Annotated in this window: 13 protein-coding genes; all 13 read left to right on the forward strand. The window is 61.0% G+C overall.

Translation table 11 applies throughout. From position 1 onward, the window contains the following. Nucleotides 1-714 (forward strand): WIAG-tail domain (locus ACI5FR_RS14735; protein WP_405455449.1); only part of this gene is annotated, 714 nt, incomplete at its 5' end. 576 nt (nt 715-1,290) lie between these two features. Then, complete coding sequence (locus ACI5FR_RS14740; protein ID WP_405455451.1) at nt 1,291-2,094, forward strand: glycosyltransferase family 2 protein; 804 nt, start codon at nt 1,291-1,293, stop codon at nt 2,092-2,094. Nucleotides 2,095-2,106: 12 nt separating this feature from the next. Beyond that, a complete protein-coding gene (locus tag ACI5FR_RS14745; protein WP_405455453.1) occupies nt 2,107-3,258 on the forward strand; it encodes a glycosyltransferase family 2 protein in 1,152 nt (383 codons plus the stop codon). Further along, on the forward strand, nt 3,255-3,992 hold the full coding sequence (locus tag ACI5FR_RS14750) for a glycosyltransferase family 2 protein (RefSeq protein ID WP_405455455.1): 738 nt from the start codon (nt 3,255-3,257) through the stop codon (nt 3,990-3,992). Before ACI5FR_RS14745 ends, ACI5FR_RS14750 begins: the two co-directional genes overlap by 4 nt. A 24-nt stretch (nt 3,993-4,016) precedes the next feature. Then, the gene (locus ACI5FR_RS14755; RefSeq protein ID WP_405455457.1) at nt 4,017-4,739 is read left to right on the forward strand and encodes a sugar phosphate nucleotidyltransferase; all 723 of its coding nucleotides are present in this window, start codon (nt 4,017-4,019) and stop codon (nt 4,737-4,739) included. Further along, nucleotides 4,739-5,728: a dTDP-glucose 4,6-dehydratase gene (gene rfbB, locus ACI5FR_RS14760; RefSeq protein ID WP_405455800.1), complete on the forward strand. Its 990-nt coding sequence runs from the start codon at nt 4,739-4,741 to the stop codon at nt 5,726-5,728. The genes ACI5FR_RS14755 and rfbB overlap by 1 nt, the downstream gene beginning before the upstream one ends. A gap of 28 nt (nt 5,729-5,756) precedes the next feature. Continuing rightward, nucleotides 5,757-6,608, forward strand: a complete 852-nt coding sequence (rfbD, locus tag ACI5FR_RS14765; protein WP_405455459.1) for a dTDP-4-dehydrorhamnose reductase — start codon at nt 5,757-5,759, stop codon at nt 6,606-6,608. Beyond that, nucleotides 6,605-7,063, forward strand: coding sequence for a dTDP-4-dehydrorhamnose 3,5-epimerase family protein (locus ACI5FR_RS14770; protein ID WP_405455461.1), 459 nt, complete (start codon nt 6,605-6,607; stop codon nt 7,061-7,063). Before rfbD ends, ACI5FR_RS14770 begins: the two co-directional genes overlap by 4 nt. 38 nt (nt 7,064-7,101) lie before the next feature. Continuing rightward, on the forward strand, nt 7,102-8,208 hold the full coding sequence (locus tag ACI5FR_RS14775) for a CgeB family protein (protein WP_405455463.1): 1,107 nt from the start codon (nt 7,102-7,104) through the stop codon (nt 8,206-8,208). 12 nt (nt 8,209-8,220) lie between these two features. Continuing rightward, the gene (locus ACI5FR_RS14780; RefSeq protein WP_405455465.1) at nt 8,221-9,210 is read left to right on the forward strand and encodes a GT-D fold domain-containing protein; all 990 of its coding nucleotides are present in this window, start codon (nt 8,221-8,223) and stop codon (nt 9,208-9,210) included. Between the two features lie 50 nt (nt 9,211-9,260). After that, nucleotides 9,261-10,592, forward strand: coding sequence for a glycosyltransferase family 2 protein (locus ACI5FR_RS14785; protein WP_405455467.1), 1,332 nt, complete (start codon nt 9,261-9,263; stop codon nt 10,590-10,592). Nucleotides 10,593-10,610: 18 nt separating this feature from the next. Next, nucleotides 10,611-11,588, forward strand: coding sequence for an NAD-dependent epimerase/dehydratase family protein (locus tag ACI5FR_RS14790; RefSeq protein ID WP_405455469.1), 978 nt, complete (start codon nt 10,611-10,613; stop codon nt 11,586-11,588). Further along, on the forward strand, nt 11,585-12,919 hold the full coding sequence (locus ACI5FR_RS14795; RefSeq protein ID WP_405455471.1) for a UDP-glucose dehydrogenase family protein: 1,335 nt from the start codon (nt 11,585-11,587) through the stop codon (nt 12,917-12,919). The genes ACI5FR_RS14790 and ACI5FR_RS14795 overlap by 4 nt, the downstream gene beginning before the upstream one ends. The last annotated feature ends 40 nt before the right edge of the window (nt 12,920-12,959 follow it).

The following is a 12,959-nucleotide window of genomic DNA, read 5'->3' on the forward strand; positions in this document are numbered from 1 at the left end:
CTGTCAGAAGGCTCGGTAGGAGCCGCCCAACTCGCCGACGGTGCGGTGAGTGCCCGTCACCTGGCAGAAGACTCGGTGGGAGCCGCCCAATTAGCGGACGGAGCCGTGAGCGCCAACCACCTGTCAGAAGGCTCGGTAGGAGCCGCCCAACTCGCCGACGGTGCGGTGAGTGCCCGTCACCTGGCAGAAGACTCGGTAGGAGCCGCCCAACTCGCCGACGGTGCGGTGAGTGCCCGTCACCTGGCCGAAGGCTCGGTGGGTACCGCCCAATTGGCGGACGGAGCCGTGAGCGCCAGCCACTTGGCCGAAGGCTCAGTTGGCGCCGCCCAATTGGCGGACGGCTCAGTCTCCTCGCAAGCGATCGCCCCTGAGGCTATACAGTCCGGCCATCTCTCGGACGGCTCCGTCTCGCCGCAGAAGCTGAGCTTCGCTCCGATCCAGACGTCGTCCGCGACCCGGAGCGCCTTGCAGCAATTCGGCATCGCGCCGTTCCGGTTCGGGATGCAGGATGAGCGCATCGAGCTCAGCGTCTCGTTCGAAGAGCCGTTCGCAGATATGAATTATGTGATCGTCGCGATGTCGAATCATGAGGCGTACAGCGTCACCCTCCGGGAACAAACGGCATACGGAGCTACGTTCAGCTTATTGCGGACCCGCTTCTCGCCGGAGCTCGCCGGAATCGTTCACTGGATCGCCATCGGCCGTAAAGCTTAGGCCGGGCATCCGGCCAACAACCGACACCCTTTCGCTTGCGAAAGGGTGTTTTTGCTTTGTCTATGGCAGGGAGTCGGAAACATTCCGGAGGCGGTCGATTAATTGTGGACGGCTCATCGAATCGATACAAACGCGATTTAGTTTGATTTCGCCAACTTACAGAAGTCTAGATTTCATTTGGACGAGCTCTAGTTATGATTCGCCGAATTGGAGCGCACGTTTAGAACACGGACCCTGGAATGCCGCCAATTAATTAGGCAAAATCGAACTGCATAGCGTGGACTTCCCTTAGGCACCTGCTCCAGTTGGGCAAAATCGAACTACTCGTTATTCGGATTCACGAAAGGGCTTCTTAAGCTCGAAATGATACGATCCACAATGAATCGACAGCATCCGAAATCGAAGTACACAAGGACAGCGGCTCTCTCTCGCTGCTTGCCTTCCCACCTCACGCGCTAAGGCGATTGCGGAGCCCTTTTTGCCCTCCATCCACTCACGCCCTTTCCAACGGGATGAAAGTACATAAGATGGGTTGTAGAGACATAGCCCGTCACAGTACCGGAGGTGAGGAAGAGGTTGAAGCCAAGACGCATTAGCAGAAAATCGCTCGCAGGAAGAAGCGGGCCCGCCCCTTCGAAAGTGGCGGCATCTCCGACTGTCTCAGTCGTTATTCCGGCCGTCAACGAACGTCGTACGATCGGCGGAGTGATCCGGCAAGCGTTCCGCGTCCATCCGAATACGGAAGTGATCGTGGTCGCGAACGGCTCCACTGACGGGACGAAGGAACTGGCCGCGAAGCTGGGGGCTCGCGTCATTCCTTACGACCGCCCCCTCGGGCACGACGTGGGTCGCAGCGTCGGGGCACGGCATGCTCGGGGCAGCATCGTCCTGTTCACCGACGCCGACATCGTAATCCCGGCCGGGAAAATGAAGCCGTTCGTGGAAGCGGTGGGGGCCGGGGTGGACGTAGCGCTCAACGAATACTCGGGCCCGACCTCGAAACGTCGCGTGCACAGCGTTGTGCTTGCGAAGCATGCGCTGAATACCGCCCTGATGCGTTCGGATCTCGGGGGAGCGTCCATGACGACGATCCCGCACGCTTTGAGCAGGAGCGCCCTCGAGCGAATCGGATTCGAGGCGCTGGCCGTTCCTCCTCTCGCCCAGGCGATGGGCGTAGCCAAAGGGTTAACCGTTAAGGCGGTGCATCCGATCGATGTCGGCCGGCTGAATCCGATCCGGCGGCGCCGGTCGCGCGGCAAGGATCCGCTCGAGGACTTGATCGTCGGGGATCACATCGAAGCGATGCATTGGCTGGCGGAGGCCACGAACGAGCGGGCGAATTATCCGGATTTGATCCGGCAAAGAGATTTGGTGAAGTAGATGAACCGACACTTGAAAACGAGCAGACGGTCGCGCCCGCAGCGAAGAAGAGGGGCGCTAGCCTCCCGGATTCGGGCCCGCGGACAAGGGCGAAGCCGAATCCGTGCGCGGAAGCGAATCCGAAGATGGCTCCAGGCGCCGCGTAGAACGATCGGCGGCACCCGGAAGACGAATCCTGCCTCCCTGGCTTCCAAATGGGCGGCGCTGGCCGCCCAAGCGGGTCGGGAGCTGGCAAACCGCCACCCGGTTCCGGATGGAACGGATCCGCACCAATGGATGAACCGGTTGTGGAACGAATGGCGTCAGAACCGGCTTTGGCCGGCCGAGGCGCATATTGCGGCGGCTGCCCGCTTCGTGAAAGGTTTCGGCAGCGTGATCGGAGCCGTGCGGGACGATACGGTACTGCTGCCTACGGCCAAGTCGGTCGCAGTCGTCATTAGCGTAATGAATGAAGAAGCCACGCTGCCTTTCATCCTGCGGGAAGTGGGACGGCTGCCGGTAGACGATTGCATCATCGTTATCAACGGGACTTCCGATACGAGCTTCACCATAGCCAGGGAATCGACGAATGCCATGATCGTGCATTATGACGAACCGCTAGGCCACGATGTTGGACGGGCGCTGGGCGCGAAGTTGACCGATGCCGAGATGGTGGTATTCCTGGACGGCGACATGCCCGTACGCGCGGAGCAGCTGATCCCTTTCCTGCAGTCTATCGAGCGGGGGGCGGACGTGGCATTGAACGACATCGATCCGTTCCTCGGCCTGTTCGCCCATCGCGATTCGGTCACAGTGATGAAGGAGTTCTTGAATCGGGCGCTCGGCCGCGCCGATCTCGCCGCCAATTCAATGACGGCGGTCCCGCATGTCCTGTCCCGGCGCGCGATTCGCGCGATCGGGCCCGCGCGGCTCGCCGTCCCCCCGTACGCTCAGGCGCTCGCCATCCGGGAAGGGCTGAAGGTGACCGCGCCCGCGAGTGTAGATGTCATCCGCAACAACCGGCCGCGGAAGAACAATATGGGCTTTAACAATGAAGTAGCCGGACTCATTATCGGCGATCACGTCGAGGCGTTGGTGCGGTTGACGAAGCAGGCCGGTCCCCGTCTCCATACTCCGGATCGGATGCGGGACCGAAACGCGGCGAGAGGGGGGGAATCGGGTTGAGCTTGACCAGCATCATTATCCCGAACTACAACGGAGCGAATCTGCTCGCAGGCTGTATCGCCTCGATCCGCCAATACACGACCGTTCCCTTCGAGATTATCGTAGTCGACAACGGCTCGACCGACGGCTCGCTCTCCCTGTGCATGCGGGAGAAGGTGAAGTTCCTCTCGCTGCCGGATAACCGAGGGTTTCCCCAGGCATGCAACTTGGGGCTGCGGATGGCGAGCGGCGAGGAGCTCGTGCTGCTCAACAATGATACCGTCGTGACGCATGGATGGCTTACGCATATGCAGCGCTGCTTGCGCGATGACGATTCCGTAGGCATCGTGGGCCCGTACACCAATTATGCGAGCGGCCGCCAGCAGGTAGAGCCCTTCTACCAGACGATAGATGAAATGCACGCCTCGTCCGCTCGTCAGTACGCGCCCGACCCGAGCCGGTGGACTTCCGTGGACCGATTGATCGGCTTTTGCATGCTGTTCCCTAGAGCGCTCTATGACCGGATCGGCGAACTGGACGAACGCTTCTCGCCGGGCCACTACGAGGACGACGATTATTGCTATCGGGCCAGGACGGCCGGTTATCGGCTCATGATCGCCGGGGACGCCTACGTGCATCATTACGGAGGATCCAGCTTTTTGACACGCGACCCCGGGCAGCTCGAAGCTCTGATCGAGCGGAATCGCCGGTTGTTCACGGAGAAGTGGGGCGTCGATCCTCGAGCCTTTCATTAGTCGGTTAGGAGAGGAGGCAGCGGAATGAAAGGCATTATTTTGGCGGGAGGCCATGGAACCCGACTGTATCCGCTCACGAAAATCACAAGCAAGCATCTGCTCCCTGTCGGACGATTTCCCATGATCTATTACGCGGTCAAAACCTTCCGGGATGCCGGCATTACGGAAATCCTGCTCGTAACGGCCCAGAAAACGGCCGGAGCCTACATCGAGTTGTTCGGCAGCGGCAAGGAGTGGGGGGTTCGATTGATGTACAGCGTTCAGGACGACGCCGGCGGCATCGCCCAAGCGCTCGCTCAAGCGGAACCGTTCATCGCTTCCGGAGAGAAGCTGGCCGTTCTGCTGGGGGACAATTTGTTCGAGGAGCCGATTCTTCCTTATGTGCAGCAATTCGACCGGCAATCCGGGGGTGCCAAAGTAATCCTGAAGGAAGTCGCCGATCCGAGACCGTACGGGGTGCCGGTGTTCGAAAACGACCGCATTGTCTTCATAGAAGAAAAGCCCGCCCAACCGAAAAACAATTACTGCGTCACCGGGCTGTACATGTACGACAGCGAAGTGTTCGACGTCATCCGGGGCATCCGTCCTTCCGCCCGCGGGGAGCTGGAGATTACGGACGTGAACAATACGTACGCCGCGAAGGGCGACCTCAGCTACAACCTCATCTCGGGTTGGTGGACGGATGCCGGCACGTTCGAATCGCTTCACGAGGCCTCGGGCCGGTACCTGCGAGGAGGGTCTTCATGATGCGGAACGTTCTCGTGACGGGCGGACTCGGATTTATCGGGAGCAATTACATCCGGTATATGCTGGAGCGTTATCCGGAGCTCAACATCGTCAATCTGGACGCACTGACTTACGCCGGCCATCCCGGCAATTTGGCGGATGTATCCGCATCGCCCAACTACCGGTTCGTCCAGGGCGATATTACCGATCAGGCTCTCGTGGGAGAGCTGCTGGGCGAAGGAGTGGAGGCGGTCGTCCACTTCGCGGCGGAGACACACGTCGACCGGAGCATCGATCATCCGCATCGATTCGTGCAGACGAACGTCCTGGGCACCCATGTGCTGCTGGAGGCCGCCCGCCGCTCAAGGGTTCGTCGCTTCCTGCACGTCTCCACAGACGAAGTGTACGGCTCCCTGGGACCGACGGGTCTGTTCACCGAATCGAGCCCTCTTGCGCCGAACAGCCCTTATTCCGCCAGCAAAGCGGGCTCCGATCTGCTCGCGCGGGCTTTCTGGGAGACATACGGACTGCACGTCATGACGACCCGCTGCTCCAACAATTACGGGCCGCGCCAACATCCGGAGAAGCTGATCCCGCTCCTCATCCTCCGAGCCCTGCAGGATAGGCCGCTTCCGCTGTACGGCGACGGGCTGAATGTGCGTGACTGGCTGCATGTGGAGGACCATTGCCGGGCGCTGGATCTGGTGCTGCGCAAGGGTCGCCCGGGCGAGGTGTACAACGTAGGCGCATCGGGTGAACGGACCAATCTGGAGGTAGCGCGGCTCATCCTGCAGGAGTTGGGCCTTCCCGATACGCGCATCGCCTTCGTACCCGACCGTCCGGGCCATGACCGCCGGTATGCGATCGATGCGGGGAAGCTTCGACGGGAGCTGGGCTGGAGTCCGAAGTACGCGTTTGAACAGGGAATCCGGCAAACGATCGCCTGGTATGCGGCATCCGCCGACTGGCTGGCCGGCCTGGCGGACCCATCGGGCAAGCCGCAACCATGAAGAATGACAACGGCAAGGGGGACTCATCGTGAGAATCGTCATTACAGGGGCAGAGGGCCAGCTCGGGCGTGATCTCGTTCGGGTGCTGGGTCCCTCGCACAAGCTGTTTGCACTCGGACGCCGGGAGCTCGACGTTACGAACCACGATCGCGTGCTGCAGCTGCTGGGAGAGATAGAGCCGCACATCATCGTGCATGGAGCCGCCTATACGAAGGTGGATCTCGCCGAAGCCGAAGCGGAAACGGCGTTTCTCGTCAATGCGTTCGGAGCGCGGAATGTGGCCGTTGCGGCGCGGAAGACGGGGGCGAAGCTCGTCTACGTCAGTACGGATTACGTATTCGACGGAGAGAAGACGGCGCCGTACAACGAGTTCGACCGTCCGAAGCCGATCAGCGTATACGGCGCCTCCAAGTGGGCGGGCGAGAACATGGTGCAGCGTTTTTGCGACCGCCATTTCATCGTCCGCACATCCTGGCTCTATGGGCTCCACGGCGACAATTTCGTCACGAAGATCGTGGCGCGACTACGAAGCGGCCTCCCCCTCACCGTCGTAAGCGACCAGTTCGGCTCCCCCACATACACGCTCGATTTGGCCGTGTTCATCAGCCGCTTGATGGAACAGGAGCAATACGGAGTGTACCACGCGTCGAACGAAGGCGGCTGCTCGCGGTACGAATGGGCGGCCGAGATCGCCAGACTGCTGGACGCCGAGCATGTGCCGATCACGCCTATCTTGACCGAACCGTTGTCGGCTCAGGCAGCGCGTCCCGCGTATTCCGTCTTGGACTCCATGGCCATTCGGTTGAACGGGCTGCCGAGGCTGCGAGGCTGGCGCGAAGCGTTGGAAGAGTTTATCCGAGGGGAGCTGATCCGGATATGAGCCTTGCCGGCGTGCAAGTCAAACCGCTCGTGAAGCATTATGACGACCGGGGCTTCTTCATGGAGCTGCTCCGGGAAGACGACGCCATCTTCGGGAAGTTCGGGCAAGCTTCGATCTCCCTATCGTACCCCGGCGTCATCAAAGCGTTTCACTATCACCGGCACCAAGACGACATTTGGTATTTTCCGGCCGGTCATGCCCAAGTCGTCCTGCACGACATGCGTACGGATTCCCCGACCCTTGGGCAGACGGCCGTGTACTACATGGGGGAAGACCACCCCTATTTGCTGTTTATCCCGAGAGGCGTCGCCCATGGGTACCGTGTGCTGGGCGAGAAGCCGGCGACCATCGTTTATTTCACCAATGAAGTTTACGATCCGTCTGCGCCCGATGAATACCGGATTGCTTACGACGACCCGGCTATCGGCTTCGACTGGCGGACGCGGAACAGGTGAGCCCATTACTGGAGCAACAGGAGAAGGAGGAAAGACCGGTGAAGACGAACCAACATCATTTTGCCGAAACGGAAGGAAAAAGAGACGGCTACACCGATGGACTGAGTTACGGCTACCATCACGGCAGGTGCGAAGCCATCCTGAGCAATACGCCGCGGGTCAGCCCCATTAAATGGGAGCTCAACGTTCTCTATGTGGGCTCCAATAACGGGCTTCCCTATGTACCAATCGATCACGGCATTGTGGAAGCACTGGGCAGTCTCGTTCGCGAAGTGCGGCACTGCGTGCCCACAGACGATATAGTCGGACTCGTCCAGGCATGGCGTCCGCATCTCGTGCTTGTGCTGGACTGCGTCCATTCGGTTACCGTCGACAGGGTGGATGCGATCCGGAGCCTGGGTGTGAAAACCGCCGTCTGGTTTCCGGATGATCCTTATTACACGGACGTGACCGTCCATGTCTCCCTGCATTACGATTATGTGTTCACGAGCGAGCTCAACATGGTGCAGTTTTATAATGAGCTGGGCTGCCCGCAGGTTTACTATTTGCCGTTCGCCACGAGTACTGCGGTCTTCCGTCCTTCGAAGATGGAGCCGGCTTACCGCTCGGAGATTTGCTTCTTAGGAACGGCCTATTGGAACCGGGTCGCCCTCTTCGACAGCATCGCCGATTATTTGGCCGAACGGAATGTGGTCATCGTCGGCTATTGGTGGGATCGACTCAAGAATTATTCCCGCTTGAAGGATAAGATCCGCCTCGGAGCCTGGCTCACCCCGCAGGAGACGCTCAAGTACTACTGCGGCGCCAAAATCGTCATGAACCTCCATCGTGAGCCCGGCGATCCCTCGATCAATCAGAACAGCTTCGCCATACCGGCGCTTTCCGTCAATCCGCGCACCTTTGATATTTGCAGCAGCGGAGCCTTCCAACTGACGGACGTTCGGGACGATCTTCACAGCCTGTACATGGCGGGGCATGAAGTCTCCACATTCTCGTCAACCTCGGATTTGATTTATAAGCTGGATTACTTTCTCTACCATGAAGAGGAGAGACGGCAGATCGCGCTGCGGGGGCTCTCCAGAACGCTTCAGCAGCATACCTTTCTCGCGAGGCTGCAGCAAATGCTCCAAGCGGTATGGACATAGGAGGGGGGCTCGATGAGGGTGCGCAAAATAGCAAGGAAGGGGAAGGTTAAGAGGAAAAAAATTAAAGCAATCCGTCGTGCTACGAGAAAACGGCATGCGCCGGCCAATCGAGGCTATGACGAAGGGTATAGCGACGCGCTAAAGCACGCCCAGGCCTTGAACAAGGCGGAATATCAGAATGGCTACGAATCGGGGTATAACCAAGGTTTGTATGCCGGTGGCGAGGGCATCGTGGAAGCCGCGCTGCCTCCGCTCATGACGCTGCCCAACTGCAAAGCGGAAGATGTCGTCACAGCCGGCGTCGAAAAGCTGATTCCGGCCCATGGCCGTCCGCTAGCCGATCCCGCAGCGGTATTCGAGAGGCTGATGGCCGCTATGGACGGCCATGCCCCCCTATCCGTCGTGCGCTTGGGAGACGGCGAAGCGCTGGCGCTCGCACAGGATGCGGCGATGAGCGTGGAGCAAGTGCAGCGGGAGGGGCATTTTCTTCCCTACGCGGGGGTTGACGTCCCTGATCTGGAAGCGCGGAATGCACTGGCCAACGCCATCCGAGGCGCCCATCTCGTAGGCATTCCCATTTCCCGGAAGCCCAACTTCCAGCCCTTGCTGTCGGCGGCTTTCCGGGCCCACGGCATCGACATCTCCGGTATGCAGCTTACGTCGTCCGTGATCAACTATCAGCTCTATGAGCGGGGTTTCCTCGGCCGGCTGCTGGACCGGAGAAAGGTGCTGCTCGTCGGGGACAAGGCGCCTGCGTTCGCCGAATGGCTGCATCCGTATGGGGTCCATGTAGTCGGAGCGATTGCGCCGGTGAACGGCGTGAAGGACGTCCCGCGGGTCATGAAGGAGATCGAGCCGATCCATTTCGATATTGCCCTGGTGTCCGCGGGAATCGCGGCCGTACTGATCGCGCAGCAGATCGCTGGGCAGCTGGGCAAGGTGGCGATCGATTTCGGACACCTGGCCGATCGGATGATGCTCGGGGAAGCTCCCTACCGCTAGCGCTTCTTCCGTATTTTCGGCCCCGCAGGGAAGAAGGGAGAGAAACCATCATGAAGGGCAGGAAACGAAAGCGCACGAAGCCGGGCGCCGTCCTGGGGCGCGAGCATGGCTATCGGGACGGCACGGCCAGGGGGATCGAGAACGGCCGAAGAGCGGGCTTCGAGACATTTCAAGCCGTTTTCCCGGGTACGAGCATCGTGATCCCTACCTACAATCAGCTGGACGTGCTGAGGGAGTGTATCGCCAGCATTGAAGCGTACACCGACTTGCCGCACGAAATTATCGTGGTCGACAACGCTTCGGAAGACGGGACGGCCGAATACTTGCGGTCGATGGCCGGCCGGGTGCGCGTCCGGCTGAATCCGACCAACGCCGGATTCGCGGGTGCGATCAACCAGGGGCTGATGATGGCCAAGGGAACGACGATCCTGCTATTGAACAACGATACGGTCGTGACCCGGAGCTGGCTCGGCAATCTGCTCGCCGTGCTGAATTCGAGTCCGAAGATCGGCTTGGTCGGCCCGGTGACGAACTACATCGGCAACGACGTGCAGCTCATCCCGACCCGCTATCGGACGATGGAAGAGATGCAGGCGTTCGCCGGCGAGTACAACCGGACGGATCCGTCGAAGTGGACGATTACCGGGCGGTTGACCGGGTTTTGCGTCCTTATGCGCAGGGAGACGTTCCGGAGGGTCGGGTATCTCGACGAAGGCTTCGAGGTGGGGAATTTCGAGGACGACGACTTTGGGCTGCGTGTCCGGCTGCTCGGCCTCGACTTGGTCGTGGCCAAGGACACGTTCATCCACCACTACGGCAGCGTCAGCATGAGAACGCTCGGCTCGCAGCTGAAGGAAGTGAACGGCAGGAATTCCGCATTCTACGCGAATAAGTGGGCCGGCCAACAGAATACGCTGCTGCCTACCCCCGTCGCCATCGCCGAATCGGTCGGTATGCTGCACATGTATCCGACCGGTGTACTAGTCCGTGGAGCGGCCCCGACCCTGTATTGGATCGAACGGGGAGTCCGCCATCCGGTCGAGTCGGAGACCGGCCTCCCGTATACGAGGCTGTCCCAGATCGATCTGGCGAACTGGCCGATCGGCCCGAGCGTTAGCGCCGCCCAGGTGAAGGAACGCGTCCACGGGGCGGGATCCGGCGGCGACCGGCCCTTCGCGGAGGGAGCATTATTGAGCTCCCCGGATGGGGCGAAGTATCAATACAAATCCGGGCGGCTCCACCGCTTCATGGGAGACATGGCCCTGTCGGCGTGGAACATGACCCGCCGGGAGACAGCCTCCGTGTCGGAGGAGGACTTGAAGCGCCACGAGCACGGCGAGTGGATCGTCGCCCCGCCGGTTCTGCGCGCCGACAATCTGTGAGTGGGGGGAAGAAGGAGCATGGGGATTACCGTCATCACCGGCGCCGCCGGATTTCTAGGTTCCCATCTGGCTCGGCGGCTTGTTGAGGCCGGCACGGAAGTCGTCGGCATCGATAATGGCTCAACGGGCCGCGAGTCGAACATCAAGCCGTTCGCCGGCTATGCCAATTTCCGTCTCGTCCTCGGCGACGTAACGGTTCCCTCGACGCTTGAAGCGCTCGCGGACTTAGACCCGGGGCGGGTGACGGAGATTTACCATTTGGCGTCGCCTGCTTCCCCGGTCTACTATCAAGCCCATCCGATCGCCACGATCGAGGCCAACACGACCGGCCTGCGGCACATGCTGGAGCTGGCCCGGCATCACGGCGCCCGGCTGCTCTACGCCAGCACGAGCGAAGCGTACGGCGATCCTGAGGTCCACCCGCAGCCGGAGGAGTATCGCGGCAATGTCAATACATGGGGGCCGAGAGCCTGTTACGACGAGGCGAAACGGCTGGGCGAAGTGTACTGCTACGAATATTATCGCTTGTACGGAACCCGGGTCCGCGTGGCACGGATTTTCAATACTTATTCGGCCGGGCTCCGAAATGACGACGGGCGCGTCATCTCCAACTTCGTAACCCAGGCACTGGCAGGGCGGGATATTACGGTGTACGGCGACGGCAGCCAAAGCCGCTCCTTCTGCTACGTCGACGATACGGTGGCCGGCCTGCAGCTGCTGATGGAGAAGGAGGCTGCGGAAGGCCAGATCGTCAATATCGGCAATCCGGCCGAGTATTCGATTCTCGAAGTGGCCCGCCTGGTCAAGCGGCTGACCGGTTCGGCCAGCGCCATCAAGTTCCTGCCGCTGCCCGCAGACGATCCGAAAGTACGCCGGCCCGTGATCGACAAGGCTGTCCGCTTGCTCGGCTGGACTCCGAAGATCGGGCTCGAGGAAGGGCTTAAGCTCACGGTCGACGCTTACCGGCAGGCTATGCGCGAGGGGGAAAAGCCATGAATGTAGTCTGCATCGGAGCGGGTTATGTCGGCTCCGTCACCGCCGCGGCCTTCGCGGAGTGGGGGCACCATACGACCGTCGTCGACATCGACCCGCGGAAGATCGAGCTCATGAACGCCGGGCAAAGCCCGATCTATGAGCCGGGGCTCGAGACGCTCATCGCCCGGCATGCCGGTACCCGCCTGTTCGCGTCAACCGCCTATGACGGGATCCGCGATGCGGACGTGGTGTTCATCGCGGTAGGGACACCGTCCACCCCGTCCGGCGGCGCCGATACGACCTATGTCGCGGCGGCCGCCCGGCGGATCGGCGAGCACCTGAACGGCGAGCGGTTCACGGTGATCGTGAACAAATCGACCGTTCCCGTCGGAACGGCTGATCTCGTAGCCTCCCTCGTCGAAGAGGCGTCCGGTCTGCAGGAGGGCACGCATTTTGCCGTGGCCAGCAATCCGGAATTTCTGCGGGAAGGGTTCGCGGTACTCGATGTGCTAGGGCCGGACCGGATCGTGGTCGGCACCGGTCATGACCGAACCCGGTCCGTCCTTCGCCAGCTGTACGAGCGGCTGCTATCGGCAGCCCCGGCGACCGTTTATTTCGAGACCGACGTCCGAACGGCGGAGCTGATCAAATATGCCTCGAACGCGTTCCTCGCCATGAAGATCAGCTACGTGAACGAAATGGCCCGCCTGTGCGAAGCGGTTGGCGCAAACGCGCTGGAGCTCGCCCACGGCATGGGCCTCGATTCCAGGATCGGCGGCAAATTCCTGCAAGTGTCGAGCGGCTGGAGCGGCAGCTGCTTTCCCAAGGATACGCAGGAGCTCGCTCTGCTGGGGAGGCACTACGACTGCGAGCTGAGTCTGGTCGAAGCGGCGATCGCCTCGAACGAGCGCATGCACCGCTACTGCATCGACAAGCTGCGGCGTCGGCTGAAGACGTTGAACGGCAAGCGGGTCGGCATCCTGGGCCTCACTTTCAAACCCGATACGGACGACGCCCGCGTGACCCAAGCCGCTGCCATGATCCGGGCCCTGCTGGAATTCGGCAGCCAGGTCCGCGTCCACGATCCGCAAGGGATGGAGATGTTCCGCCGGTATTACCCGGAGCTGTCCGTCCGGTACTGCGGCAAGGCGGAAGAGACGGCCCACGGCGCAGACGCGCTCCTGCTGCTGACGCATTGGGAGGAGTACCGCTCGCTCGATTGGCCCGGCATGCATGCCGCCATGCGCCAGCCCTATATTCTGGATACGCGCAATTTCCTTCACCCGCCGGCCCTGCAAGCGCTCGGGTTTCGGCTGGAAGGTTTGGGCGTGGAACGGAGTGCATTTGGATAGCTGTTCGGGTTGCTTCGGACCAGCCGGTTCATATGATATT

Origin of the sequence: Paenibacillus sp. HJGM_3, assembly GCF_045062745.1 — a bacterium.
Taxonomy (GTDB): domain Bacteria; phylum Bacillota; class Bacilli; order Paenibacillales; family NBRC-103111; genus Paenibacillus_AA.

Bases quoted from the DNA above. Each gene is read 5' to 3' on its own strand.
- ACI5FR_RS14795 (WP_405455471.1), top strand. From the start codon at position 11,585: ATGAATGTAGTCTGCATCGGAGCGGGTTATGTCGGCTCCGTCACCGCC.
- ACI5FR_RS14780 (WP_405455465.1), top strand. From the start codon at position 8,221: ATGAGGGTGCGCAAAATAGCAAGGAAGGGGAAGGTTAAGAGGAAAAAA.
- ACI5FR_RS14755 (WP_405455457.1), top strand. From the start codon at position 4,017: ATGAAAGGCATTATTTTGGCGGGAGGCCATGGAACCCGACTGTATCCG.
- rfbB (WP_405455800.1), top strand. From the start codon at position 4,739: ATGCGGAACGTTCTCGTGACGGGCGGACTCGGATTTATCGGGAGCAAT.
- ACI5FR_RS14785 (WP_405455467.1), top strand. From the start codon at position 9,261: ATGAAGGGCAGGAAACGAAAGCGCACGAAGCCGGGCGCCGTCCTGGGG.
- ACI5FR_RS14790 (WP_405455469.1), top strand. From the start codon at position 10,611: ATGGGGATTACCGTCATCACCGGCGCCGCCGGATTTCTAGGTTCCCAT.
- ACI5FR_RS14770 (WP_405455461.1), top strand. From the start codon at position 6,605: ATGAGCCTTGCCGGCGTGCAAGTCAAACCGCTCGTGAAGCATTATGAC.